Genomic DNA, 26676 nt, shown 5'->3' with positions numbered 1-26676 from the left:
CGTTCCGGTCGGCGCAAAACCATTGTCTCCCAGACAATGTGCGCCCCCGCGGAGCGTTTATCTCAGTTAGAGATTGAACTCCCACTGAGAAAGACTTGTTATTACTCACCACTTGCAGAAGTGGGAGTCTTCTCGACTGAGATAAATTAATGCCTTTTTAAATGTTTCACGTGAAACATTATAACTTATACTTTTTTATTGTCGCCCGCTCATTTTTCAATTTTTTTCTTTCTATTTTCCATCTGCATTTTTTAATCACAACTTACTATTTTTAAGTTCCATTTACGTTTCACGTGAAACAGTTTTTCCATACGAATCTATTTTTATCCATGTTTCACACTTTTTTTAGATGTTTCACGTGAAACATTTTGTTTTTTTGTAGATATCCATTTTAAAAAGTGTTATACTCAAAAAAGTAATATTTCACAGTATAAAAATGCCGATATGTAGTTGTGCAATATTTTTTTAAAACATAGCAGCTTACACTGATAAAATTACGTACAGTCTACAGTCTCATATGCGTATAACTTGAATTTTCGCATAAATACTGATGAAATCAGAGTATAACTAACAGGAATGAGGAAACTTATGGGAAGAATTATTGCAATTGCAAATCAGAAGGGTGGCGTTGGAAAAACAACCACCACGATCAACCTTTCTGCTTGTCTGGCAGAAGCCGGCAAAAAAGTATTGACCATTGACATGGATCCACAGGGAAATACCACCAGCGGATTAGGTGTCGATAAAAACGAATGTGAAAATACAGTCTATGAATTAATTCTTGGAGAATGCAGTTTTCAGGAATCTCTTGTACATACAGAGTTCGAAGGTCTTGATCTGATCCCATCCAATGTCAATCTGGCGGGAGCAGAGATTGAATTATTAAACATTGAGAACCGTGAATATGTACTTCACAATGAAATTGAAAAAGTAAAAGATGATTATGATTTCATTATCATCGATTGCCCTCCTTCCTTAAATATGCTTACTGTCAATGCTATGACAACTGCCACAACCGTTTTGGTCCCGATTCAGTGTGAATATTATGCGCTGGAAGGTCTGACACAGTTAATGTACACCATCAATCTGGTACAGGAGCGACTGAATCCATTATTAAAAATGGAAGGTGTCGTATTTACCATGTATGATGCACGTACAAATCTTTCTCTGCAAGTTGTGGAAAATGTCAAAGAGAATCTGGACACAACCATTTACAAAACCATTATTCCGCGAAATGTACGACTGGCAGAAGCACCAAGTCACGGAAAACCGATCAACGTATATGATCCACGGTCAACCGGTGCCGAAAGCTACCGTTTACTTGCGCAGGAAGTAATAGACAGAGAGGACGATTAATCAATATGGCAGCAAAAAAAGGTGGGCTCGGGAAAGGACTGGATTCCCTACTCGTGAACAAAGTAAATAAAACAGAAGCTGCAGAGAAACCTGCTACAGCTTCCACCACAACAACTACAAAGAAGAAGAGTACCAAAAAAGAAACACCTGACAGTATGGTAAAAATCTCCCTGGTAGAACCAAATCGGGAGCAGCCAAGAAAGCATTTTGATGAGGACGGATTGCTAGAACTGGCAGAATCCATCAAACAGTATGGCATTTTACAGCCACTGTTAGTTCAGGAAAAGAACGGATATTATGAAATCATTGCAGGAGAGCGTCGCTGGAGAGCAGCAAAACTGGCAGGTTTAAAGGAAGTGCCTGTCATTATCCGCAAACTTACCGATCAGCAGATCGTAGAAATTTCACTGATTGAGAATATCCAGCGTGAAGATCTGAACCCAATTGAGGAAGCACAGGCATATCGCAGATTAATGGAAGAATTTCATTTAAAACAGGATGAAATCGCCGAACGTGTTTCCAAAAGCAGAACAGCAGTAACCAACTCCATGCGTCTGCTCAAACTTTCCAAACAGGTTCAGCAGATGGTGATCGATGAAATGATTTCTACCGGTCATGCCCGTTGCCTGATTTCCATTGAAGATCAGGAATTACAGCATCAGCTGGCACTTCGCATTTTTGATGAAAAACTCAGTGTACGTGAAACAGAAAAACTGGTCAGAAAATTACTGCAGGGCGACGATACATCAAAGAAAAAGGAAAAAGATCCTGTATTATCTGCCATTTATGCAGATCTGGCCGATCAGATGAAACGTATCTTTGGAACCAAAGTAGAAATTCATCAGAAAAACGACCAAAAAGGAAAAATTGAAATTGAATATTACTCACAGGACGAATTAAATCGTCTGGTTGAACTTATTCAGAGTATTCAGTAACCCAACAACTTTTGCAGGACATCAGAACCTGAATCTGCCAGAAACTGAATACACTAAAAATAGAATGTGCTGGAATCACAGATATCATCTGATTGTCCTCAAAATTTCAAAAACGAAGAGAGGACTAAACATTGGATTATTTAAAATTGCATATTGAAGATTTGACCGGCATCAGTCTTGATGTGATCACCGCCGGTCTCGCCGCCCTTGTTCTGATTCTGATCATCATCATGATCATAAACGGAGTCAAGATGCGCAAATTGAAAAAACGTTACGAAGCATTTATGTCCGGCAAAAATGCCGCTTCCTTAGAGGATACCCTGGTAAAACGTCTAAATCAGGTAGATGATCTGATTGCTTCCGATGAGGACACAAAACGCAAAGTTCAGATGGTTCTTGACCACCTTGACAATACTTACCAGAAAGTCGGACTTGTAAAATACGATGCCTTCAATGAGATGGGCGGCAAACTTTCCTTCTCCCTTGCACTGTTAAACCGAAAAAATGACGGATTTATTATCAACGCAATGCACAGCAGAGAAGGCTGCTACACTTATATCAAAGAGATTATCAACGGCAACTCTGTGATCATGCTTGCAGATGAAGAAAGAGAAGCTCTTGATATGGCATTAGAAAACACCTATGAACAGGGAAAATAATCTATGATACATACATTTTTAAGATCTATTGGATTTCGCGATCTTACCAAAAATGCAGAACTGTACCCCGTACTGGAATCTATTTTGAATCGTCCGGATGAGCAGACCATTGTAACCGATGAAACAGGAAACGAATTTGCATGTTTCTCCAAAAATTTTGGAACCGACATTGGCATTATGGTTTGTGGAAATTTTATCAACGACAAAGAATTTCGTATGGAATATTATTATCCTTATCTGCACGGTTCTCAGATCACCACAAATGAGATGATCGAAATTGAACGCCACGCAGGAAGAGAGGCATTTGCCGGAATCTGTGACGAATTAAAATTAGGCGTCACACTGATTTTTTATATTGAAAATATTGCTGATGTGCTGCGTGAGAAAAAATATGCACTGCATGGCACACGTGGACCGGAAAACGCTGTATTGGCAGGTCTCTCTACCGGCGGAAAAATTCTGCTGCCAGTTATGAAAACAAGTAAGATGCTGGCAAACAAAGAAAAATCTTCTGAACAGCGGTTAAACCTGATGAAACAGGCACGGGACGGAAATAAAGGTGCCATGGAAAACCTGACCATGAACGACATGGATCTGTATTCCTCCCTTTCCAGACGTGTTATGAAGGAAGATGTTCTTTCTATTGTAGAGAGCAGTTTCATTCCATACGGAATCGAAAGTGATCAGTATGTTGTGATCGGAGAAATTCTGAATTTTTATGAAGCAGAAAACAATCTGAGCAATGAAAAGCTCTGGATTCTGACCCTCAACTGTAACAACCTGATTTTTGACATTTGTATCAACCAGAAAGATCTGCTAGGCGAACCGGAAGTAGGACGCCGTTTTAAAGGCAGAATCTGGCTACAGGGACATGTCAATTACGGGTATTAATTTCATACAGTGATACATTATATTAAATATAGAGCATTTCCTGTATACACAGACCACACAAAAACAAACACAGGAAATGCTTTATTATTTTTATTATGATAAAGTGCAGGAAAATACTTTTTTATAATAACATAACAATAGAAGTAACAATTTTACATAATATAGGAACCGCCTTTTTATTACGATCGCATTTTTAGGATGAATGCTTGCAGAAAACATGGTTCTCTGCTATGATAGAGAAGTTAGCAATCATATTTTTATGTTCTCGTAGTTAAATGGATATAACAAGCGCCTCCTAAGGTTGCGTTACAACGGCCACCTCAAAAAAAACTAAATAAGGGATTGCAGTTCGACTTTGATCGGGCTATAATCATATATCAGACACGTCCATATAGCTCAGCTGGATAGAGCACACGCCTCCTAAGCGTGGGGTCGGAGGTTCAAATCCTCTTATGGACGCCAGTGAACAACGCCGAAAGCCTTTGTTTTCAAGGGTTTTCGGCTTTTCTTATATAAAAAGCTACGAAAAAGCTCTTTCACTGTATGAGATAAAATTCTACTCCAAAATTTGATTTTTGACAACCCCTCCAGAATCGAACGGTTGTTATAAGACAAAATCGCCAGCTAATTTTTAGCAGAAAACGGGCTGTTCTTGCTAATGAAAATGCCCTTCCTGCTAATCAGCCCCAAAATCGTGCCAAAAATCCAGCTAATCAAAAAAGGCGGATGTTTTGAATACCATGCAGTTATAGCAGATAAAATTAAATATCGTTATGTACATAGAGCGTCTATTTGCCCCGCATTGGGGATGGATAGGCGCTCTTTTTTTATGCCCAAACCCATGGGCAAATACAAGAGATTGGAGGTGTTTTATTTGAGCAAGCCTGTTTATACCGCAGACAAGCCGAGCGACTGTCATTACTGCTACTTCTGGACGAATGGCAGAAAGGGCTGCCGTCTGGGTAGAAATAATTGCTACTACTTAATCTCTTTGCCGCCGAAACCCAAGTCGGAATGTGATGGCTGTCCCTATGGGCGAGATCACCCGTGCATTGGTTGGTGTACGAAGAAGGTTATGCGTGAAGTGGGGCTTCGTTGATATGGATGTGTATGAACAGGAATACCGCTTCTACTATTTTGCCCGATGTCCTTACGAAAAGACGGATACGACTTTCCGCAGCATTCCGCTGACAACAGAAAGTTTTCCGCAGAAAGAAGGTGGTGAAGCCGTGTGAGTTTTGATTATTTTTACGGTCAGCAATCCGATCTATTCACATTCTATCGAGTTCCGAAGGTGTTGTTCACGAACGAGAGGTTCTGGAATATTTCTGCCGATGCCAAGATGCTGTATGGCATTTTGCTTGACCGCATGAGCCTGTCTGCCAAGAATGGTTGGATAGATAAAAACGGTAGAGTGTATATCATTTTTACAATCGACGAAGCGAAGATGGCTCTGAACTGTGCTGAACAAAAGGCTATCAAGCTGCTCAGTGAACTTGAGAAGAAAGCAGGATTGATTGAACGTAAGCGCCAGGGTTTGGGAAAGCCCAACCTGATCTATGTGAAGAACTTTATCTCTGCTGTGGATTCACAACTCTTGAATTGTGAAAATCACAATTCTGGAACAATGGAAATCACAACTCAAGAACTTCCGAAATCACAATGTAATAATACTGATATTAAAAATACTGAATTTAGTGATACTGATTCTATCTTTCCTTCCGGAAATGGTGGAATGATGGACGAGAATGACCGGTATCAAGAATACTTTGATTATTTCTCGGATCAGCTCAGTATGGATTTGTTGAAGAAGGATTACCCTTACGATTCCGAAATGCTGGATAACATTCTGGAGTTGATCGTTGAAACAGTTTGCACGAAGCGACCGTTGATTCGCATTGGTGCAGAGGAGCGTCCGGCAGAAATTGTCCGCAGTCGGTTTATGAAACTGAATGCCGAACACATTCGATATGTTATGGACTGCTTCAAGGAGAACACCACAAAGATTAGAAATATCCGTCAGTATATGCTGACTACGATATACAATGCGCCGACGACAATAGACACCTACTACGATGCTCTTGTTCGGCACGATATGTCACACGGATATTTGGAAGGAGGATTTAAGAAATTGAAAATGAAGCGAGAGGAAGGAGAGTGACGATAAATGTCGAAAAAAGCAACCATCATTGCGGTGGTCAATCAGAAAGGAGGCACTGGAAAGACCACCACCACCGAGAATCTGGGCGTTGGCTTGGCTCTTGAAGGAAAAAAGGTGCTTCTGGTAGACACCGATCCCCAGGCTTCCCTGACGGTCAGTTTGGGCAATCCCTGCCCGGATGATCTGTCTCCGACACTTTCCGATCTGATGGGAAAGATTATGATGGAAAACCCTATTACTCCCGATGAAGGGATTCTTCATCATCCGGAGGGCGTTGATTTGGTGCCGTCCAACATCGAACTCTCAGGTATGGAGGTAGCACTGGTCAATGCCATGAGCCGGGAAACCATTCTCCGGCAATACCTGGATACAGTCAAACAGAATTATGATTACATTCTTCTTGACTGTATGCCGTCTTTGGGTATGCTGACCGTCAATGCGTTGGCAGCTGCCGACAATGTGCTGATACCGGTTCAGGCAGCATACCTTCCTGCAAAGGGTCTGGAACAGCTGCTTGGAACCATCAACAAGGTCAAGAGGCAAATCAACCCGAAACTGAGGATTGAAGGGATTCTTCTGACGATGGTGGACAGCCGCACCAACTACTCCAAAGACATCAGCAATCTGATTCGGGAGAGCTACGGCGGAAAGCTGAAGGTTTACAAGACCGACATTCCCCGCTCTGTCCGTGCAGAGGAAATCAGCGCAGAGGGAACCAGTATCTTCAAGCATGATCCCAAAGGCAAAGTTGCCGAAGCCTATAAAATTCTGACGAAGGAGGTGTTAAACAATGCAGAAAAAAGGCGCAAACATCAGCTTGAAGGGGTACGATGATATTTTCTCCACCGATCAATCCAGAGCTGAAGCCCAGCAGGAGCGTGTGCAGGAAATTCCGCTTTCTGAGCTACACCCCTTTGAGGGACACCCCTTCCGTGTGGTTGATGATGAAGAAATGATGAAAACGGCAGAGAGCGTCCGAGATTTCGGAGTTCTCACTCCTGCGATTGTCCGTCCTGACCCCGACGGTGGTTATGAAATCGTTTCTGGTCACAGGCGGCACCGGGCATCGGAGCTTGCGGGTAAGGAAACCATGCCTGCGATTGTTCGTGACCTGGACGATGATGCAGCCATTATTTTGATGGTTGATGCGAATTTGCAGAGGGAGAGTATCCTGCCGAGTGAAAGAGCATTTGCTTATAAGATGAAGCTGGATGCGATTAAACATCAAGGTCAACGCACCGATTTAACTTCATCCCAAGTTGGGATGAAGTTGCAGGCAATGGATATAGTCGGTCAGGAGGCAGGAGAAAGCAGAAATCAGGTACACCGTTATATCCGTCTGACCGAACTGATTCCGGAACTGCTGGATATGGTAGATACGGGTCAGATCAAATTCAATCCTGCGGTGGAGCTTTCCTATCTGGCAAGTGAAGAACAGAAGGATTTTCTTTCTGCAATGGATTATGCTCAAGCAGCTCCTTCCCTTTCGCAAGCACAGCGAATTAAAAAGCTCGCACAGGAGGGCGAGTGTACGCTGGATGCGATGTGCGAGATTATGAATGAAATCAAGAAGGGAGAGCTGGACAGAGTAACCTTCAAAACGGATTCGTTGCGAAAATACTTCCCGAAGTCCTATACCAACAAGCAGATGGAGGATAAAATCATTCAGCTTTTGGAGCAATGGCAGAAAAAAAGAGAAAAATCAATGGAAAGGTAAGGTAAAAAATGTTTACACCCAAAAACATTCAGGGCGCTTTGGAAGAACTCTACGACCTTTGCGATCCTGATTATATGGTAGATATGCTCGTAAACTACAGTGAGGAGTTCGATGATATTTCTCCTGCGCTTCTGGCAAAGTCGTTTCAGAAAAATGCCGAGATGATTAGCGAGTATCGAGTATTGTCCTCTGCTGGTGAGGGTATCGACTATCAGGGAAAGGTACTTCTGAACAGCAGAGCCGTGCGGCTTCTGTCCTATGTAGAAGATATGAGCGGCGATGAAAAAGTTCGCACGATTCAGAGCAAGGAGCTGTGGTTAGCAGAAGATATGACATTCTATGTGGTGTCCTGTATGTCTACGATCACGATGGACAAGGAAGAAGCCATTTGTCTTAACGAACACCGCAGCGTGGTTACTACGGTGGAATGCGAGGACGATATTTTCTTCGACATGGGTTCCCTGATTTGCGAACTGGACGATATTTGCTTGTTCGAGCTTTTAGCCGATGTGGATGCGACTATTTATGAACTGTAACAGGTTCATGGATGGTCGCTTTTCTTATTTCCAAAGAAACGGAGGTATCGAAACTTGAAAGAATACGATGTGAAGATCACCGAAACCTTGGAGAAAACGGTTACGGTGCAAGCAGAATCTCACGATGCGGCAGAGGAACAGGTTAGAGCCGCTTATTACAATTCGGAGTACATTCTGGACTCCGAAAACTTTACCGGTGTTGCGTTCGGCACGACCGAGGAACGGGAGGTTCAGAAAGAACAGGCAGATACCATGAATGTGTTGCTGGTAAAGCCGTTCATGTATCCGCAGGCTGTGCAGATCGGCTGTGAGCTGGAGGATTTGCAGAAAGCCGTAGGTGGCGATATTGAGGCAACTTATCCGTTCAATGAGCCGGTTGCACTGGTGATGCACGACGAAGGTAAACTCGTAGGCAAAGAACTGAACCGTGCGCTGCGTGATGATGACGGCGATATTTATGACATTATCGCCGGTGATTTTCTGGTTGTGGGATTGGGCGAGGATGATTTTTGTTCTCTGTCCCCGGAACTGATGAAGCAGTTTGAGGAACACTTTCATCAGCCTGAGACTTTTGTACGCATGGGGCGCAGCATTATGGCGCTTCCCCTGCCGGATGACATGGTGAAGAAAGAAGATGCACCTGTCAAAGCTGATTCGGTTCCCCACAAAAGTAACCCTGACCGAGATGTTCTGTAAGGAGGTTCTTATGCAAAGAAATTCGACGATTGGAGAGCTGATGGAGCGAAAGCGGATTCAGGATGGTGCCAAGGAGTACCAGGGACATACCTATATGGACTTGGCACGATTTGATGACGCCACCAAGCACATGATTATTTTCGATGTGCTGACCGATGAATCGCCTGTCGGTTGGAAAGGCGAAAGAAATCGCCTGTATTTGAGCGATGTGGGTTATCAGAAGGCTCTGGATAACCAGAAAGCTGGCAATATCAAGATTATCAGCCATGCCGCAGTTGCCAAGGGCAATCTGTATTACGACCACAGAGATATGGCACGATAATCTGTTCACTCTACTGCTTGCAGGAGGTGATGAATCATGCAGGAAGAAGTTGAAAACAGAACAGTAAACCTGGCGATCAGCACAACCAAGCTGACGGGGCGCACTATCATTGCCGGTATCCGCAAGTATTTGCAGCACCGGGAAAAAGTGAAGATGAAAAAGGCACGAGACCCTGCCGTTCATGGAAAGCAATCCGTGAAACAGCTTTTGGGACAGAATCAGGGTGCTACGAATGTTGAGATCGACAAAGAGAGTATCCGTGATTTTGAAAAGCTCGCCAAGAAGTATGGCGTGGACTTTGCCGTAAGAAAAGATAAGTCCGTTGATCCTCCCCGGTTTCTTGTTTTTGTCCGTTCTAAAGATGCAGATGCTTTGGATGCAATCTGCAAGGAACATCAGGCAAGGGCATTAACCAAGAATGAAAAGCCGAGCGTTCTGGCGCAGCTGAAGAAGTTCAAGGAAATTGTCGCAGCGATTCCGAAGAAGGTTCGAGAGAAGAAACAGGAGCGTGATCTGTGATGGATAAGAGAAAAATGAAAAAGCTCCTGATTCTGAATTTACCGTATTTTCTGGTAGGGTTGTTCGCTACGAATTTAGGAGAAGCATGGAGATTGGCTGAGGGGGCAGATTCATCTGCGAAAATCCTCAGCTTTTTTCATGCCCTTCCGATAGCCCTGAACAATCCGTTTCCCAGCTTTCACCCGTTGGATTTGCTGATTGGTATTCTCTGCGGCGCAGGACTTCGGCTGGCTGTCTATCTAAAAGGCAAAAACGCAAAGAAGTACCGACACAATGTTGAGTACGGTTCTGCTCGTTGGGGAACGGCAAAAGATATTGAGCCGTTTATTGCACCAAAGTTCGAGGACAATGTGATCCTGACGAAAACGGAGCGGCTGATGATGAGCAATCGCCCGAAGAATCCTGCCAATGCCCGAAATAAGAATGTTCTGATTATCGGCGGTTCGGGTTCCGGTAAAACTCGCTTTTGGTTGAAGCCAAACCTTCTCCAGATGCACAGTTCCTATGTGGTCACTGACCCGAAAGGCAGCATCGTGATTGAGTGCGGCAACGCCCTTTTGAAGCATGGCTACACCATCAAGATTTTCAACACCATCAACTTTCAGAAGTCGATGCACTATAACCCATTTGCCTATATCCATTCAGAAAAAGACATTCTGAAACTGGTGACAACGCTGATTGCCAACACAAAGGGTGATGGAAAAGCCGGTGATGAGTTCTGGACGAAGGCGGAAACGCTGCTCTACTGTGCCTTGATCGGATATATCCACTATGAAGCTCCGGTTGAGGAACAGAATTTCTCCACCCTGATTGAGTTCCTGAACGCAATGGAGGTGCGGGAAGATGATGAGGAGTTCCAGAACCCGGTGGATCTGATGTTTGAAGCCCTGGAAAAGAAAAAGCCGAATCACTTTGCAGTCCGTCAGTATAAAAAATACAAGCTGGCTGCCGGCAAGACCGCTAAGTCGATTTTGATTTCCTGCGGCGCTCGTCTGGCTCCTTTTGATATTCAGGAGGTCAGAGATGTGACTGCCTATGACGAGTTGCAGTTGGATACTCTCGGAGATAAGAAAACGGCGCTCTTTCTGATTATGTCAGATACGGATGCGACGTTTAATTTTTTGATCTCCATGATTTACACACAGCTGTTCAACTTGTTGTGCGAGAAAGCAGATGATGTGTACGGCGGCAGACTGCCGGTTCATGTGCGCTGCTTGATTGATGAGATGGCAAACATCGGTCAGATTCCCAATCTGGAAAAACTGGTAGCGACAATCCGAAGCCGTGAAATATCGGCTTGCCTTGTTCTCCAGGCACAATCACAGCTGAAAGCCATTTATAAAGACAATGCCGATACCATCATCGGCAACATGGATTCCCGAATTTTCCTGGGTGGTTCTGAGCCAACCACGCTCAAAGAACTGAATCAGGCATTGGGAAAAGAAACTATCGACACCTACAACACCTCCAACACCAGAGGTAACAGCCCGTCTTACGGCTTGAATTATCAGAAGTTAGGCAAAGACCTTGCGAGCGTAGATGAGCTTGCGGTTCTGGATGGCAGCAAGTGTATTTTGCAGTTGCGTGGTGTCAGACCGTTTCTTTCTGACAAGTACGATCTGACGCAGCACCCCAATTATAAGTACACATCAGACTTTGATAAGAGAAATGAGTTCAACATTGAGCAGTTTCTGAGTCGAAGGTTGAAGCTCAAGGCAGGTGATGAGTTTGTGGTAGTCGATGCGGATTAAGGAGGTTTCTGTTTGGAAAATCTGAAAACGGTATCTGCCCTGGTTAAGAACATCTTGGAACACGACCACAAGGCAAGAAATACCGACAATCATTTGTACCTGATGGTACTGGAACACTATTCCGGTCTGCGTGGCATCGACATTCATGCCATGACGGTTCCTGTGTTTTTGAAGGAACTGGATAGACGCAGCTTTCCGGGGTTTGAAACTGTCCGCAGAAGCAGACAGAAAGTGCAGGCAACCTACCCTGACCTTGCTCCCAGTGAAGCCGTAGGCAAGCGCAGAGCAAAAAATGAGGTTGTATATCGAGAATTTGCAGAAAGCGAGGTGTAAAAAAAATGACTTGGTGGATCACGGATACCTCTATTGGGCAGCGATTGAAGTTCGTTAGACGATTTCGCCGCCTTACCCAGAAAGAGCTTGGACTCCTGATGGGGTATTCCGAGAAAACAGCGGATGTCCGTATTGCTCAGTATGAGAAAAACGCTCGAACCCCTAATGCAGAAACCACAGCGAAACTCGCAGAGGTTCTGAAGGTTTCACCTGTCGTTTTTTCACCGACAATCTGTGCTTCTCGTGAAGATTTGTTGCAGTCAATGTATTGGCTGTTTCTTATGAAAGGTGGTGGTGATATATATGATTGTGAAACTGAATATGCAAGAAGCAGAATGGAACAGAAACTTGGCGTGATAACCGTCGAGGAGTTCCTTGAAAAGATTCTCGTAAACTAAGCCTTCCGTCCGGTTTTGATGCCGGTAGTACGGAGGGCTTTTTCTATTCTCAAAACAATTTCAAATTTTAGGAGGAAAATATTATGGCATTTTTCAATAGCGCAGTAACCGTTCTTCAGACTCTCGTTATCGCTCTGGGCGCAGGTCTTGGCATCTGGGGTGCAATCAATCTGCTTGAGGGCTACGGCAACGATAACCCCGGCGCAAAGTCCCAGGGCATGAAGCAGCTCATGGCTAATTAGATGTAATAAAAGCGGAGAAAGGAAAAGCACAATCCAGACGGAACCGGCGGTGTAGTCAAGAAATATTGTGGAAACGCAAGATTTCTGCTATAATGGGTATAAAACACTTGACGATGGAAAGAAAGGCGGGAAGCCTATGCACATTAGTTATCAGCCACTATGGAACACACTGAAAGAGCGTGGCATGAGGAAAGAGGATTTGCGGCTTGCCGCCGGTCTTACCACAAATATGATTGCCAACATGGGCAAGGGAAAGAATATCAGCATGGAAACGCTGGTTCGCATTTGTGAAGCCTTGAATTGTGGTATTATGAATGTGATTAAATTAGAACAGGACAATATCTAAAGCGATATAATTTTATATTTGATTCGATTTGCACAAAATTTAAATTTTAATGGTGTATATTTTCTATTGCACCCAATGTAAATAAGTGCTATCATAAAATAAAACAAGTACATTTGAAACATTTTATGATTTGAGAGTGTGCTTGCAGGTTAGTAGCATATTGCCAATAACTGAATACAAAAAATGTAGGTTCTGGTCATTTTAGAAAGGAGTATTGTTTATGAAAAAAATTTAGTAAAAGATTGTTTACCTCGTTGGTAGCGTTTTGTATGCTTTTTTCTGTGAGTGCGGTTCCTGCTTTTGCAGCGGAAACAACAACGGAAATAACGGATACTCAACAGCCGGTAGTCATTGGAGAATATGACGGATACTTAACCGATGTTATGATTTCCGATGGTGTCACCAAAAGAGCAGTCGCTAATGTTCGTATTAACTCTTATGCAACTTATGATGAGGATGATGGGATTCAAGTTCATGTGAAGTTGTATGTACCGTGGTATGAATCTCCAAAACCGGAGTTCACTGGTATGACTGGTACAGTTAATGTGCTTATGAACAAAAAATCCACCAATACGGCATTTGCAGAATTAGCCGACGGTGAAGAAACAATCGAAACTGATGTGGATACTGGAAGAACAGGTAATAGCGGAGATAAGGGAACGGTTTCTGTTTCTGGTGTTGCTACCGCTAATAATGCCTTGGCAGGCGGTGGAGCTTTCGCTATTTCTTACCCTGTGACACTTCCCTAATTAAATGCAAAACAGTTGTGAATTAAGGTTGGTAATAGGTAAAATGAAACGGTTATTGGCAATATGCGTATGTTTTTTTATGTGTGTAGGCTTATGTTCGTGTGATTCTTCCCAAACTCGGTCGGTATCATCATATAACTGGTCTTTAGAATTTATTACTGATTTAGATGGTAATATGTTATTCTCAGGTTCAGTGCATGATGACATACCAGTATTGGATTTGACATTGAGTTTTGAAGAAAAAAGTTTTATCTTAACAGATAACACTCATAAACAAGAATGGACAGGTACATATTCGCTTGAAAAGATTGACAATTCTTCTTCGAAACTCGGATTAACTTTTGAAAATTTAGAGGAGCCTGTTACAGGCGTATATGGAACAAGAGTTTATTCTGATGATTCAGAAAGCGCAACAATTACATTACAAACTGATGAAAATATCCTGTCTTTTGTTGGAGAAGATTCATAAATAAAAACAGCCGCTGTAGGAACAAAATCCTACAACGGCTGTTTTTATTTCCACGGCCTGCGCCGGAAGTTCATACCAGACTGTTTTATCAGCGGGGATTTCTTGAACAGCTTTTTCAAAAGGCTTCGTTCCTCTTGTGAGAGCCGCTTGTATTTGAGCCGGAACGCCTTGCAGAATATCTCCGTGAATTGCTGAACCCTGTCCCCCGGAGATTGCATGGCCTTTTGTACTTCCCGTATAAGTTCATCGGCAGGCGTGGTATCCGGCGCACTTTCGCTGTCATTTTCGTGCGCCTTGCGTATATCATGGAGAATGACGTCCCATGTTTTGTGCGTCACATGGCAGAAAAAATCTTCTTCCTCTATCTGACAGGCTTCCAACACTTTGATTGCCCGGTCTGCCGCAGCTTCGGGGTGTTCTTCCAGTACCATAGCCCGTAAAGCAGCCAGTGAGCTGTTTGTGTCATGGAAGTGCATGGTTGCTATCCCGTCCACATAGATTTCTGCGTCTGCCAGCAATTCCTTAAATTTTTCATGGGAGATAATCTCACACAGCAGCCGGTTATTGAAGCGTTCACTTTTCAGCAGTTCCACGACTTCATCACTCAAATGTAATTCTTCTATCGGGGTGTTTTCATATCTCCGATTATTGGTAAGGCCGAGCAGATAGTCAACCGACACCTGATAGAAGTCTGCCAGCTTCAACAGGCTGCCGTGGTTAATTTCCTTGTATTCGTCGTTGTCGTTTTCATAACTGCCGAGGGCTGATTTTGAAATGCCGGTTTCCTGTGCCAGTTCTTCCAGATTCAAGCCCCGTTCCACCCGTAAATCTTTCAGGCGTTCCTGTACGGAAATGCGGGTTTTCATAAACACATCGCTCCTTCCTGCGGCTGGCTGCCGCTGTTATTCCTTATTATACCATATACCGTTCCGAAATCGTGGAATTTTTCGATTTTGGGGCGGTTTTCCTATTTTATGGACATACGGGAAAGGGTTCAAAAATGAGCTATGATTAAGTCAGTTCATCGATGGATTATTTCCAATCGAATGACCGGCCTGATGGGATATGCTCCCCGGCGATGTAGCGCAACGACCTGCGGCAAGGAAATGGAGGAACCTTGACCGCAGCGAGCGTACCAACGGGAACGAAACGCCGCTGTGAGATTCAGGGGCAGGAACGACAGCAGGACAACCCGGCAGAACTGATACCAAAACGCTACCCAAACACGACAAATCGGCGGGGTGTAGTCTGCCCCGTCCGTAATACTATGGGGCATTTCAAAGCGGCTCTATGGCCGTATTTTCCTTGAAAATCGCCCCGAAACATGACACCAAAAACCTTTATCCGCCTGTTCCCGTTGTTACGGCTGAAATGGGCGGATTTTCTATGATAGGAGGCACTATGCCGAGAATGAGCAAGAAACGGAAGTTGGAGCTTTCCTTCTTCCTCAATGACCGGGGGCGTGTGGCCTACAACGACCTGTGCCGGAAGTGCCAGCATAAGTGCAAGCAGAGTTTCCGGGCTGTCGTGATAGACTGCCCCCATTACCTGTCAAAACGAGCCAAGCGAAAGGAGAAAATCAGTTAAATGGAATTTGAATTTATGAGCGCAGACACGGTTCTGCCGCCTTGTATGCCGCTACCCGCCGCAATGCTTCGGCTGCCGATCAGCAGCACAGCAAAAGTCATGTATGCCCGTCTGCTGAACACCACCCTTACGGCAGGGATAGAGGATAGCAACGGCATTTTGTTTGTCCGTTTTCCTATCATGGAATTAGCGGCAGCCCTCTCCCGCAGCCCCGTCACTGTGAAGCGTTCCCTGAAAGAATTGGAGGACATCGGGCTTATCCTGCGGGTGCGCCGGGGTGTGGGAGAACCAAACCGCATTTACACGCTGCTTCCCAAAGGAGGGCTGCCATGATAAATGAGAAGCTGGAAAAGCTGAATCAGGAGATTGCCAAAGGCGAAGCCAGACTGCGGCGGGCGCAGCATGAAGAAAAAATACTGGAACACCAGGTGAAGCAGCTTACCCGGAAGGAACGGACGCACCGGCTCTGTACCAGAGGAGCTATGCTGGAAAGTTTCCTTTTAAGGCCGGAAGTGCTGACAGACGAGGATGTGATGGACATTCTGAAACAGGCATTTTCTCAAAGTGGCATGAAGGAAATAGTTGCAGAAAGCGTGAAAGGGCGGGTAGCCGGGGAATCCCTTACGGAGTAAGGGCGCAACTATACACCGGTCAAGCCGGTGCGTTGCGCCCTGCCGGGGGCTTCCTGCGGAAAGCGGATGATTTTCAGCACCGTTGCGGCTGCTTCCAATCATCACAGGGGACGCTACACTTCCCCTGCGCTGGCTGCGCCAGCTACCCCTTTGTGGACTTGCCGCCCGGGAACACCTTGCGCTGCAAGCTGTTCCCGTCCAGCAAGTTTACAATTTATCTATTCCAAAACAGGACTGCCCGTAGTATAATAAAGCTAATGACGAACACTATCTAAGGAGATGGTTTTATGTATGGATTGATTGCTTTGAATTTCATCATACCCTTTGTTATGGTTTTTGTAGGATATATCTTAAAGAAGCACCCGGTAAAAGATATGACATCCGGTAACGGATACAATACGCCTACATCTCGGAAGTCACAAGAGCATTGGGATTATGCACAAAGCATAGCACCTAATATTTTTATTGGTATTGGCAAAACATTAGGTTTGGTAGAAATCGTTTTGTGTATATCCTTACTTCTTCTTAATATTTCTACACAGACTACCGTATTTGCAGGAGTAGTTGTTGGAATTATTTTTCTGATTTTTGGATTTTATAAAACAGAAACTGGAATTACAAGTAAATTTGCGAACAAAAACTTTTAAGCTATTAGACAGCTTTCCATCATCGAGCCAACCTGACCCGAATCTTCAAAACTGAATACTAATCGCCTACCAGCGACACCACTAAGCAGGAAATCAGAAACGGTTTCCTGCTTTTCTTTTGCCCAAAATCAACCACAGGAAGGAGGAACGCTATGCCCTGTCCACACCATGATATAAAAATAATCCAGCGCAGCAACCACCAGTCAGCCGTTGCGTCTGCCGCCTACCAGAGTGGGGAACGGCTGTTTTCCGAGTACGACCAGAAGCAGAAATACTATTCCCATAAAAGCGAGATTGTCCATACAGAAATCATGCTGCCGCCCCACGCCCCACCAGCGTATGCAGACCGCAATACTTTGTGGAACGCCGCCGAAGCTATCGAGAAGCAATGGAACTCCCAGCTTGCCCGGAGAATCGTGCTTGCCATACCGAGGGAAATCCCCCCGGAACAGCACGCCGACCTTATCCGGGACTACTGCCGGGAGTTTTTTGTTTCTAAAGGCATGATTGCCGATTTTGCCATCCACGACAAAGGGAATGGGAATCCCCACGCCCACATCCTGCTGACCATGCGGGCAATGGACGAAAACGGGAAATGGCTTCCCAAGAGCCGGAAGGTTTATGACCTTGACGAGAACGGCGAGCGTATCCGGCTCCCGTCCGGGAGCTGGAAAAGCCACAAGGAGGATACCGTGGACTGGAACGACCAGAAGTACGGAGAGATCTGGCGGCAGGGCTGGGCGGCTACCGCTAACCGCTATCTGGAAGCCAACGGACGCCCGGAGCGCCTTGACCTTCGTTCCTATGAACGGCAGGGGCTTGATAAAATCCCCACCGTCCATATGGGGCCAGCAGTCAGCCAGATGGAGAAACGAGGGATACAGACCAACATCGGCAACTTGAACCGGGACATCAAAGCCGCCAATTCCCTTATGCAATCTATCCGGCAGATGGTACGCCACCTGAAAGGCTGGATTGCAGACCTGAAGGAGAAAAAAGCCGCCCTGCTGGAAGCCTTGCAGGAATCGAAGGAACCCACCCTGCCGGAGCTGCTGGGGAAATATCTGGATTTGCGCCGGGAGGAACGTACAGGCTGGACAAGCAAAGGCCAGCTTACAGGCAGCGTTGCCGATTTCAACAAGGTTATGGAAGCTATCCGCTATCTGCGGGAAAAGGAGCTGTCCACTGTGCAGAGTTTGGACGCTTATCTGGATACCGTCAGCGGGCAGGCCGTTTCCATCCGGGCAGAGATGAAGCCGAAAGAACAGCGTATGAAAGAAATCAACACCCTGCTTTCCCATATCGCCAACTTTGAAGCCCATAAGCCGGTTCATGTGGAGTATGCTGCCATCCGGTTTAAGAAGCCACGGGAACAGTTTGCCGCCGCCCATCGGGACGAGCTGGACGCCTATAATGCCGCTATCCGTTATTTCAAGGTGCATTTGAAGGAGAAGAAGTACAGCATTAAAAAGCTGAATGAGGAACAGACACAGCTTGCCGGAGAAGTTGCCGGATATAAGGAACGGTTGTCCGCATTACAGGAGGATGTGAAGATTCTCCGGGATGTGCGTCACTGGCTCAATCAGGTTCTTCCGTCTGAACAGTACCGCCAGACCGCCGAGCCGGGAAAGAAACCGTCCATCCAGCAGGCAGTCAAAGGCCGGACGCAGCGTATCCGGGAAGAACAGGCCGAGAAACGGAAGCAGCCCCGCACAGAGAAAAAACAGGATATGGAACTTTAATAGGCGCTTGCTATTTTCTTTTTCGAGAATGACAGGCGCTTTTCTTATTTTCAGGAGGATTTATTTGAATGTATTTAAAGCTGTCAAGCAGTCTGTTACCACCCGGCAGGCTGCGGAGCATTTTGGAATCCGGGTGGGACGAAACGGGATGTGTGTCTGCCCCTTCCATGCTGATAAAAACCCCAGCATGAAGGTTGACCGGCGCTTTCACTGTTTCGGCTGTCAGGCAGACGGGGATGTGATTGACTTTGTTTCCCGTCTGGAAGCTGTCAGTCCGAAGGAAGCCGCCCTCATGCTGGCGCAGGAGTTCTCCATCCCCTATGAGGACAGGGAACCACCCGGCAGGAGAAAACCCAAACCCCGGCAGGAAACCCCGGAACAGCGGTTTTGCCGCATGGAGCGTTACTGCTTCCGGGTGCTGTCCGATTATTACCATCTTCTGCGCCGCTGGAAACGGGACTATGCCCCTAAGATGCCGGAAGAAGCATGGCACCCGCTTTTTGTGGAAGCCTTGCAGAAGCAATCCCATGTGGAATATCTGCTGGATGTGCTGCTCTCCCCGGATATGGAGGAACGGGCAGTCCTTATCGTTGACTATGGAAAGGAAGTGAGCAATCTTGAAAGACGAATGGCAGAGCTTGCCGCCCAAGATACGGCAGGCCGCAGAACAGACCATACAAGAAGCAGCCCCGCCCCGGAGCATTGAGGAAGTAAAGGCCATGCTGGAAAGCACCGAGAAAGGCAGCGTCCGCAACAGTATCCGCAACTGCCTGACCGTCTTTCAGAATGACCCGCTGCTTTCCGGGGCAATCGCAAAAAATCTGCTGACCGAGCGAGTGGACATTGTAAAGCCCATCGGCTACCACCGCATCGGCACCGCCATCACGGACACGGATATGAACTATCTGCTCCTGTATCTGGAAGAAACCTATGGGCTTACCAGTGAGAAAAAGATTACCGCCGCCATCGGGATTGTTGCCAATGAAAACGGCTACCACCCCGTCCGGGACTACCTGAACGGCCTTTCATGGGATGGGCAGGAGCGTATCCGCTATTGCCTGCGCCACTTTCTGGGAGCCGACACCGACCAGTACACCTATGAAGCCCTGCGGCTGTTCCTGCTGGGAGCCATCCACCGGGCATTTTGCCCCGGCTGTAAATTTGAAGTCATGCTCTGTCTGGTGGGCGGTCAGGGAGCCGGGAAATCCACCTTTTTCCGGCTGCTGGCAGTAAAAGACGAGTGGTTTTCCGATGATTTGCGGAAGCTGGATGATGATAACGTGTACCGCAAGCTGCAAGGCCACTGGATTATCGAGATGTCGGAGATGATTGCCACCGCCAATGCCAAGAGCATTGAGGAAATCAAGTCATTTTTAAGCCGACAGAAGGAGGTCTATAAAATCCCATACGAAACCCACCCGGAGGACAGGCTGCGGCAATGTGTGTTCGGCGGCACTTCCAATGCCCTTGACTTCCTGCCCCTTGACCGTTCCGGCAACCGGCGCTTCCTGCCGGTCATGGTGTACCCGGAACAGGCCGAGGTTCACATTTTGGAGGACGAAGCCGCTTCCAGAGCCTATCTTGCACAGGTCTGGGCAGAAGCCATGACGGTTTACCGCAGCGGGGATTTTAAGCTGTCTTTCAGCCCGGAAATGGTGCGCTATCTCAAAGAACACCAGCGGGATTTCATGCCGGAGGACACCAAGGCCGGGATGATACAGGCATACCTTGACCGCTATACCGGCGGCATGGTGTGTTCCAAGCAGCTTTTCAAGGAAGCCCTGAACCACCCCTTTGACGAGCCGAAGCAATGGGAAATCCGGGAAGTCAACGACATCATGAACCATTGCGTGACGGGCTGGAATTACTTTTCCAACCCCCGTGTGTTCCCGGAATACGGCAGGCAAAAGGGCTGGGAGCGTGAAACGAAAGCAACGGACATCAGCAACGGAGCTGAAAAAATCCCGGAAGGATTTGAGGAAGTCACGGAACAGATGGAGCTTCCCTTCTGAAAAATGCAGCCGGTTGCCGACCCTGTTGCACTCCCGTTGCCGAGCCGGTTGCCGGGAAACCCCCCGTAACTGCGGGCTTTTCCCCTTATCAGCAACCAAAACAACAGAAAAATAAAAGAAAATAAAAATAAGAGCCAAACTGCCAGACAGAGATAGTTTTCAGGTTTTTTGAAGCCCGTTGCCGGACTTCGTTGCCGACCTTCTCCTTGTCTGGCTTATTCTATTATGGAGGATAACTGCCTATGGCAAAAACGAAAACAGAGATTCATGTTACCACAGTTTTTGACGGCGAACTGGACGCCACAGACGTCTTTGTGAGCCTGATTGCCCAAAAATATGGGCAGAATACCAGCAAAGAAAATCTTGCGAAAACACAAGATTTAGAGTATAATAAGGATGAGGTTCAGAAGAACCGTGTTCCGTCTGGATTGTGCGGGTAAACGGTTATGATGAACGGATATGAATATACAGACATGGACGCAATACTGGCAGGCAGCTTCCGGGCAGCCATCTATTGCAGGCTTTCCAAAGACGATGACCTTGACGGGGAGAGCGCCAGTATTGCCAACCAGCGGGATATGCTGGAAAAATACTGCGAAAAGCAGGGATGGGAGGTTGTGGCAGTCTATCAGGACGATGGCTACACGGGGCTGAACATGGAGCGCCCCGACCTGAAACGGATGCTCAAAGCCATCGAGCGCAGGCAGATAAACCTTGTCATAACGAAAGATTTATCGAGGTTGGGCAGAAATTATTTGCAGACCGGCACACTCATTGAGGACTTCTTTCCCCGCCACGGCGTCCGCTATATCGCCATGAATGACGGTATCGACACCATGCGGGAGAATAACGACATTGCGCCGTTCAAGAACATCCTCAACGAGATGTACAGCAAGGATATTTCCAAGAAGGTACATTCCTCTTACCTTCTGAAAGCCCAGCAAGGCCAGTTTACCGGCTGTATCGCCCCTTTCGGGTATCAGAAAGACCCGGAGGACAAAAACCATCTGCTGGTGGACGAGGAAACCGCCCCCATTGTCCGGCAAATCTTCCGCTGGGCGCTGGAAGGACACGGCCCGAACTTTATCCGGCGCAGGCTGGAAGAACAGAAGGTGCCTTGCCCTACATGGTGGAACCGGGAACGGGGCTTCCGCAATGTCCGCACTAAATGGGAAAAGAAAGACCCGGTAAACGGGCGGTATATGTGGGATTTTTCGGTAATCAAGGACATCCTGATGAATCCCGTCTATACCGGGGCTATCGCTTCCCAGAAGAAGGACTACCGCTTCAAAATCGGCACCATCGGGGAAAAAAAGCCGCAGGACTGGATTGTGGTGGAGGAACGGCATGAGCCGATTGTTGACCGCAAGAGCTTTGACATCGTGCAGGACAAGCTGAAATCCCGGCAGCGTTCCCGCCAGACCGGGGAAATCAGCCTGTTTGCGGGGCTTCTCAAATGTGGCGAGTGTGGGAAATCACTGACTATCCGCTACACCAACGACAAGCACCCGAAGCAGATTTATTCCTGTAAGACCTATAATGCCTATGGGAAACAGCACTGTACCCAGCACCGTGTGGAGTACGAAACCCTTTACCGCCTTGTGCTGAACAAAATCCGGGAATGTGCGAAGGCCGCCCTGATGGACGGGGAAGCTGTTGCCGGACGGCTTACCAACACCTGTGAAGCCGAGCAGAAAGGCCAGCGGGAAGCGTTGGAGCGTTCCCTGACGAAGCACGAGGAACGGATTGAGGTACTGGAAAAAATGGTGCTGCGGCTCTATGAGGACATGGTTGCCGGACGTATCAGCGAAGCAAACTTCAATCTCATGCTGGATAAGACGCAGAAGGAACAGGCTGAACTAAAGGAACGGGTTGAACAGGGGCGCAGGAAGCTGGCTGATGAAATCCGCCTTGCCGTGGACGCCAAGCAATGGGTGGACGCCATTCAGGAATACGCCGACATCACGGAGCTGGACGCTGCCACCCTCAACCGTCTGATTAAAGAAATCGTTGTCCATGAACACATCGACAGCGATAAGACACGACACATTTCTATTGAAATTCATTTTAATCTCAAACCCATCCCGGAGGTGGAACAGGTCACGGCCTGACCTGTTCCCGCCGGGGCGGTTCTAAAAAAATTCCATAAATTTCTTGACACGCCGCCGCCCGCCATCGAGCAGAGTTTTACACCTATTTTGGTATGAAACAGCTCATGGCTGGCGGCGGTGTTGCCCTCATCGGCACCACCCTTGTACCTCTGCTCTCCGGACTGTTCGGTTAATCACAAAACAAGGAGGTAATCGCCTTTGGACAGCATACTCCAACAGATCACAGACTGGCTGAAAGAAATGCTCGTTTCAGCTATTATGGGAAATCTGTCGGGGATGTTTGAGTCCGTCAACAACCAGGTTGGCGAGATAGCAACCTCCGTTGGCATGACCCCGGCGAATTTTTCGCCGGGTGTCTTTGCCATGGTACGAAACATCTCCGAGTCAGTGATTATCCCAATCGCAGGCTTGATTCTGACCTTCATTGCCTGTTATGAGCTAATTCAGATGATTATTGACCACAACAATCTGGCAAATTTTGAAACCTGGATCTTCTTCAAATGGGTGTTCAAGACTTTTGTTGCGGTCATGTTAATCACAAACACATTCAATATCACGATGGCTGTGTTTGATGTGACACAGCACGTTATAAACGCAAGCGCCGGTATCATATCCGGAAATACTGCCATAGATGCTTCGGCATTGGAAACAATGGAAGAAACGCTGATGGCAATGGATTTGGGTCCTTTGCTCGGCTTGTTCCTGCAATCCTTTATCGTGCAGGTCACGATGTCCGCTTTGGCAATCATCATCTTTGTGATCGTCTACGGTCGAATGATTGAAATTTATCTGATGGTCAGCCTTGCCCCGATTCCGCTTTCCACTTTTGGAAACAGAGAACAGAGCAATATCGGACAGAATTATCTGCGTTCGCTGTTTGCAATCGGATTCCAGGGATTCCTGATTATGATCTGCGTGGGCATTTATGCGGTGCTGATTCAGTCTATCGCATTCAGTGATGACATCATCGGTTCTATCTGGGGTGTTATGGGCTACACCGTCCTTTTGTGCTTCACCCTGTTTAAGACTGGTTCGCTTGCGAAGGGTGTATTCAGCGCTCACTAAGGGAAGGAGGAAATTGTTTGGCAGCGTATATTCCCGTACCTCGTGACCTGACGAGGGTAAAAACAAAAGTGTTCTTCAATCTGACGAAACGGCAGTTACTTTGCTTTGGTGCGGCGGCGCTCATCGGAGTGCCGATTTTCTTTCTGGTCAAAGCAACCGGAAATGTGAGCCTTGCAGCACTGTCCATGATGATCGTCATGTTACCGTTGTTCTTTCTGGCAATGTATGAAAAGGATAGTCAGCCGTTGGAAGTGGTTGTAGAACACTTCATTCAGACCAAATTCGTTCGTCCCAAGGTTCGCCCTTATCAGACGGACAACTATTATGACGCTTTGATGCGTCAGTACAAACTGGAAAAGGAGGTTGAACGAATTGTTTTTCAAAAAGAAGCCACAGGCAAGAAACATCAAAATGCCTGCAAATCTGAATCGGAAGCAGCAGCGAGAAATTAAAGCTGTTGTGGAACGGGCAAAGAAGGACAACGGTATTCCGCAGACTGCACAGCAGTCCATTCCCTTTCAGAGAATGTTCCCGGATGGCATCTGCCGTGTCACTGACAGTTATTACACCAAGACCATTCAGTTTCAGGACATCAACTATCAGCTGGCACAGCAGGAAGATAAGACTGCCATCTTCGATGAGTGGTGCAGTTTCCTGAATTTCTTTGACAGCTCCATTCACTTTGAGCTTTCCTTTATGAACCTGAGTACCGATGCTGAAAGCTTTGAAAAGAGTATCCGTATCCCGTTCAAGAAGGACAGCTTCAATCCCGTCCGTGCCGAGTATAGCCAGATGCTGAAAAAGCAGTTGGCGCAGGGCAACAACGGCTTGACCAAAACCAAGTACCTGACATTCGGCATTGAAGCCGAATCCATGCGGCAGGCAAAGCCGAGACTCAACCATATCGAAAACGATCTGCTCAATAACTTTCGGCGTTTGGGTGTCATTGCCACTACCATGAACGGCAAAGAGCGGCTGCATCTGATGCACTCTATGTTCCACATGGGTGATAATGATAAGTTCTTCTTCGATTGGAAGTATCTTGTGGAATCCGGGCTGTCCGTAAAGGACTTCATTGCTCCGACGGCGTTTGCCTTTAAGACCAACCGCACCTTCCAGATGGGCAGTATCTTCGGTTCGATGTCTTATCTGGCAATTACGGCATCAGACCTGTCTGATCGTATGCTGGCGGATTTTCTGGATATGGAATCCACGCAGATCGTGACCATGCACATCCAGTCGGTTGACCAGACTGCGGCGATTAAGACCATCAAGAGAATCATCACCGAGCTTGACCGTTCCAAAATCGAGGAACAGAAAAAGGCTGTGCGTTCTGGCTATGACATGGACATTATCCCATCTGACCTTGCTACCTATGGTAAAGATGCGAAGTCACTTCTGAAAGAATTGCAGAGCCAGAATGAGCGAATGTTCATGGTGACATTTCTGGTGCTGAACACCGGGCGCACCGAGCAGGAACTGGAGAACAATGTGTTCCAGGCACAGAGCATCGCCCAGAAGCATAACTGCAATCTGCGTCGTTTGGATTTTCAGCAGGAATCCGGACTGATGAGCAGCCTGCCTTTGGCACAAAACCTGATTGAGATTCGTCGTGGCCTGACTACCAGTTCCACGGCTATTTTTGTGCCTTTCACCACGCAGGAGCTGTTCCAGAATGGTGGAGAAACGCTCTATTACGGGCTGAATGCTCTGTCGAACAACCTTATCATGGTGGACAGAAAGAAGCTCAAGAACCCCAACGGACTGATTCTGGGTACTCCCGGTTCCGGTAAATCCTTTTCCGCAAAGCGTGAAATCACCAATGCGTTCCTGGTTACGGATGACGATATTATCATCTGCGACCCCGAAGCGGAATATGCGGCTCTGGTTCACAAGTTCAATGGTCAGGTGGTAAAAATCAGCTCCTCCAGTACCAACTATATCAACCCTATGGACATCAACCTGAACTACTCTGAGGATGACAACCCGGTAGCACTGAAAGCTGATTTTATCCTGTCCCTCTGTGAGTTGATTATGGGCAGTAAGGATGGCTTGCAGCCTATCGAAAAGACGGTTATCGACCGTTGTGTGCATCAGATTTACCAGAGATATTTCGACAATCCTGCCCCTGAGAATATGCCGATCCTTGAGGATTTGTATGATGCCCTTCTGAAACAGGACGAAAAGGAAGCCCACCATGTAGCGACCGCCTTGGAAATCTATGTTAAGGGTTCTCTGAAACTGTTTAACAACAGAACCAATGTGGATATTCAGAATCGTCTGGTGTGCTTCGACATTAAGGAGCTGGGCAATCAGCTGAAAAAAATCGGTATGCTGATCGTTCAGGATCAGGTCTGGGGGCGTGTAACTGCCAACCGTTCTGCCGGTAAATCGACCAGATATTATATTGACGAGTTCCATCTGCTTCTGAAGGAAGAACAGACGGCAACCTATTCCGTAGAAATCTGGAAGCGATTCCGTAAATGGGGCGGCTTGCCGACCGGTATTACTCAGAATGTCAAAGACCTGCTTCGTTCCCCGGAGATTGCCAACATCCTCGAAAACTCTGATTTCATCTATATGCTGAATCAGGCAAGCGATGACCGAAGTATTCTGGCACAGCGGTTGAACATTTCGCCGCATCAGCTGTCCTATGTAACCAACTCCGGTGAGGGCGAAGGACTTCTGTTCTATGGCAATGTGATTCTGCCGTTCATTGACCGATTCCCGACAGATCTGGAACTGTATCGCATTATGACCACGAAGTTAAACGAGGTGGCACAGGAAAAGGAGGCGTAAT

The 26676-nt window shown here is 46.7% G+C and carries 33 protein-coding genes, 1 tRNA gene and 1 pseudogene; 34 read left to right on the top strand and 1 reads right to left on the bottom strand.

Going from position 1 to position 26676, the window contains the following annotated elements; translation table 11 throughout:
* Positions 1–588 precede the first annotated feature (588 nt).
* The 20 genes from DXB15_RS00510 (at position 589) to DXB15_RS00410 (ending at position 14080) form a co-directional block, all read left to right on the top strand.
* Positions 589–1356: a ParA family protein gene (locus tag DXB15_RS00510; protein ID WP_109214822.1), complete on the top strand. Its 768-nt coding sequence runs from the start codon at positions 589–591 to the stop codon at positions 1354–1356.
* Positions 1357–1361: 5 nt separating this feature from the next.
* Complete coding sequence (locus tag DXB15_RS00505; protein WP_118701714.1) at positions 1362–2291, top strand: ParB/RepB/Spo0J family partition protein; 930 nt, start codon at positions 1362–1364, stop codon at positions 2289–2291.
* A gap of 131 nt (positions 2292–2422) precedes the next feature.
* Positions 2423–2950, top strand: a complete 528-nt coding sequence (locus DXB15_RS00500; RefSeq protein ID WP_330427429.1) for a DUF4446 family protein — start codon at positions 2423–2425, stop codon at positions 2948–2950.
* A 3-nt stretch (positions 2951–2953) separates the two neighbouring features.
* The gene (locus DXB15_RS00495) at positions 2954–3841 is read left to right on the top strand and encodes a DUF3881 family protein (protein ID WP_242979788.1); all 888 of its coding nucleotides are present in this window, start codon (positions 2954–2956) and stop codon (positions 3839–3841) included.
* Between the two features lie 385 nt (positions 3842–4226).
* Positions 4227–4303 (top strand) — tRNA-Arg (locus DXB15_RS00490).
* 557 nt (positions 4304–4860) lie between these two features.
* Positions 4861–5076, top strand: a complete 216-nt coding sequence (locus tag DXB15_RS00480) for a hypothetical protein (protein WP_009146480.1) — start codon at positions 4861–4863, stop codon at positions 5074–5076.
* Positions 5073–6002, top strand: coding sequence for a DUF6017 domain-containing protein (locus tag DXB15_RS00475; protein WP_002304312.1), 930 nt, complete (start codon positions 5073–5075; stop codon positions 6000–6002). Before DXB15_RS00480 ends, DXB15_RS00475 begins: the two co-directional genes overlap by 4 nt.
* Before the next feature lie 6 nt (positions 6003–6008).
* Entirely contained in the window at positions 6009–6836 is an 828-nt protein-coding gene (locus DXB15_RS00470) for a ParA family protein (protein WP_002304313.1), read from the top strand.
* A complete protein-coding gene (locus DXB15_RS00465; protein WP_002304314.1) occupies positions 6793–7719 on the top strand; it encodes a ParB/RepB/Spo0J family partition protein in 927 nt (308 codons plus the stop codon). Before DXB15_RS00470 ends, DXB15_RS00465 begins: the two co-directional genes overlap by 44 nt.
* Before the next feature lie 8 nt (positions 7720–7727).
* Entirely contained in the window at positions 7728–8255 is a 528-nt protein-coding gene (locus tag DXB15_RS00460; protein ID WP_002304315.1) for a hypothetical protein, read from the top strand.
* A 54-nt stretch (positions 8256–8309) separates the two neighbouring features.
* The gene (locus tag DXB15_RS00455; protein ID WP_002588969.1) at positions 8310–8951 is read left to right on the top strand and encodes a DUF3846 domain-containing protein; all 642 of its coding nucleotides are present in this window, start codon (positions 8310–8312) and stop codon (positions 8949–8951) included.
* A gap of 10 nt (positions 8952–8961) precedes the next feature.
* Positions 8962–9273, top strand: a complete 312-nt coding sequence (locus DXB15_RS00450; RefSeq protein WP_002304317.1) for a DUF5720 family protein — start codon at positions 8962–8964, stop codon at positions 9271–9273.
* A 36-nt stretch (positions 9274–9309) separates the two neighbouring features.
* Positions 9310–9792: a PcfB family protein gene (locus DXB15_RS00445; RefSeq protein WP_002304320.1), complete on the top strand. Its 483-nt coding sequence runs from the start codon at positions 9310–9312 to the stop codon at positions 9790–9792.
* Complete coding sequence (locus DXB15_RS00440; protein WP_002588968.1) at positions 9792–11543, top strand: VirD4-like conjugal transfer protein, CD1115 family; 1752 nt, start codon at positions 9792–9794, stop codon at positions 11541–11543. Before DXB15_RS00445 ends, DXB15_RS00440 begins: the two co-directional genes overlap by 1 nt.
* A 12-nt stretch (positions 11544–11555) precedes the next feature.
* Positions 11556–11876 carry a hypothetical protein gene (locus DXB15_RS00435; protein WP_002304332.1) on the top strand — a complete coding sequence of 107 codons (321 nt, stop codon included), beginning with the start codon at positions 11556–11558 and terminating at the stop codon, positions 11874–11876.
* A gap of 5 nt (positions 11877–11881) precedes the next feature.
* Complete coding sequence (locus DXB15_RS00430) at positions 11882–12274, top strand: helix-turn-helix domain-containing protein (RefSeq protein ID WP_002304334.1); 393 nt, start codon at positions 11882–11884, stop codon at positions 12272–12274.
* 83 nt (positions 12275–12357) lie between these two features.
* Positions 12358–12516, top strand: coding sequence for a Maff2 family mobile element protein (locus DXB15_RS00425; RefSeq protein ID WP_118701713.1), 159 nt, complete (start codon positions 12358–12360; stop codon positions 12514–12516).
* A gap of 136 nt (positions 12517–12652) precedes the next feature.
* Positions 12653–12862 (top strand): helix-turn-helix domain-containing protein, encoded by a 210-nt coding sequence (locus tag DXB15_RS00420; RefSeq protein WP_015514784.1) that lies wholly within the window; start codon positions 12653–12655, stop codon positions 12860–12862.
* 269 nt (positions 12863–13131) lie between these two features.
* Positions 13132–13611: a hypothetical protein gene (locus DXB15_RS00415; RefSeq protein ID WP_015514785.1), complete on the top strand. Its 480-nt coding sequence runs from the start codon at positions 13132–13134 to the stop codon at positions 13609–13611.
* A gap of 43 nt (positions 13612–13654) precedes the next feature.
* The gene (locus DXB15_RS00410) at positions 13655–14080 is read left to right on the top strand and encodes a hypothetical protein (protein ID WP_022261510.1); all 426 of its coding nucleotides are present in this window, start codon (positions 13655–13657) and stop codon (positions 14078–14080) included.
* A gap of 44 nt (positions 14081–14124) precedes the next feature.
* On the opposite strand, the gene DXB15_RS00405 is transcribed toward DXB15_RS00410, so the two are convergent.
* Entirely contained in the window at positions 14125–14946 is an 822-nt protein-coding gene (locus DXB15_RS00405; RefSeq protein ID WP_006859270.1) for a helix-turn-helix domain-containing protein, read from the bottom strand.
* A gap of 251 nt (positions 14947–15197) precedes the next feature.
* Between DXB15_RS00405 and DXB15_RS16845 the strand changes: the two genes are divergently transcribed.
* The 14 genes and pseudogenes from DXB15_RS16845 to DXB15_RS00330 all read left to right on the top strand — a co-directional run bounded on the left by DXB15_RS16845 (position 15198) and on the right by DXB15_RS00330 (position 26675).
* On the top strand, positions 15198–15389 hold the full coding sequence (locus tag DXB15_RS16845; protein WP_154314213.1) for a hypothetical protein: 192 nt from the start codon (positions 15198–15200) through the stop codon (positions 15387–15389).
* Between the two features lie 92 nt (positions 15390–15481).
* Entirely contained in the window at positions 15482–15667 is a 186-nt protein-coding gene (locus tag DXB15_RS00395) for a hypothetical protein (RefSeq protein ID WP_033118356.1), read from the top strand.
* On the top strand, positions 15668–16000 hold the full coding sequence (locus tag DXB15_RS00390; RefSeq protein WP_006859272.1) for a hypothetical protein: 333 nt from the start codon (positions 15668–15670) through the stop codon (positions 15998–16000). It begins immediately after the preceding gene.
* A complete protein-coding gene (locus DXB15_RS00385; protein ID WP_006859273.1) occupies positions 15997–16299 on the top strand; it encodes a DUF3847 domain-containing protein in 303 nt (100 codons plus the stop codon). The genes DXB15_RS00390 and DXB15_RS00385 overlap by 4 nt, the downstream gene beginning before the upstream one ends.
* 287 nt (positions 16300–16586) lie before the next feature.
* Positions 16587–16946 carry an SdpI family protein gene (locus DXB15_RS00380; RefSeq protein WP_006859274.1) on the top strand — a complete coding sequence of 120 codons (360 nt, stop codon included), beginning with the start codon at positions 16587–16589 and terminating at the stop codon, positions 16944–16946.
* Positions 16947–17098: 152 nt separating this feature from the next.
* A complete protein-coding gene (gene mobQ, locus DXB15_RS00375; protein WP_006859284.1) occupies positions 17099–18688 on the top strand; it encodes a MobQ family relaxase in 1590 nt (529 codons plus the stop codon).
* 64 nt (positions 18689–18752) lie between these two features.
* The gene (locus DXB15_RS00370) at positions 18753–19394 is read left to right on the top strand and encodes a CHC2 zinc finger domain-containing protein (RefSeq protein WP_014081132.1); all 642 of its coding nucleotides are present in this window, start codon (positions 18753–18755) and stop codon (positions 19392–19394) included.
* A 13-nt stretch (positions 19395–19407) separates the two neighbouring features.
* The gene (locus DXB15_RS00365; protein WP_007884071.1) at positions 19408–20700 is read left to right on the top strand and encodes a virulence-associated E family protein; all 1293 of its coding nucleotides are present in this window, start codon (positions 19408–19410) and stop codon (positions 20698–20700) included.
* Between the two features lie 242 nt (positions 20701–20942).
* Entirely contained in the window at positions 20943–21140 is a 198-nt protein-coding gene (locus DXB15_RS00355) for a hypothetical protein (protein ID WP_006858666.1), read from the top strand.
* Between the two features lie 6 nt (positions 21141–21146).
* Positions 21147–22811: a recombinase family protein gene (locus DXB15_RS00350; RefSeq protein WP_007884068.1), complete on the top strand. Its 1665-nt coding sequence runs from the start codon at positions 21147–21149 to the stop codon at positions 22809–22811.
* A gap of 89 nt (positions 22812–22900) precedes the next feature.
* A pseudogene (locus tag DXB15_RS00345) lies at positions 22901–22984 on the top strand (Maff2 family mobile element protein); the annotation flags it as partial.
* A gap of 25 nt (positions 22985–23009) precedes the next feature.
* A complete protein-coding gene (locus tag DXB15_RS00340; RefSeq protein WP_002304374.1) occupies positions 23010–23876 on the top strand; it encodes a VirB6/TrbL-like conjugal transfer protein, CD1112 family in 867 nt (288 codons plus the stop codon).
* 17 nt (positions 23877–23893) lie between these two features.
* Complete coding sequence (locus tag DXB15_RS00335; protein ID WP_002304375.1) at positions 23894–24328, top strand: PrgI family protein; 435 nt, start codon at positions 23894–23896, stop codon at positions 24326–24328.
* On the top strand, positions 24288–26675 hold the full coding sequence (locus DXB15_RS00330) for a VirB4-like conjugal transfer ATPase, CD1110 family (protein WP_002588967.1): 2388 nt from the start codon (positions 24288–24290) through the stop codon (positions 26673–26675). Before DXB15_RS00335 ends, DXB15_RS00330 begins: the two co-directional genes overlap by 41 nt.
* Position 26676: the final 1 nt, after the last annotated feature.

This window comes from Roseburia sp. OM02-15, from assembly GCF_003481835.1.
GTDB lineage: Bacteria > Bacillota > Clostridia > Lachnospirales > Lachnospiraceae > Eubacterium_I > Eubacterium_I ramulus_A.
Note: the sequence above shows the minus strand (reverse complement) of the source record. Positions and strands in the feature narration are given on the sequence as shown.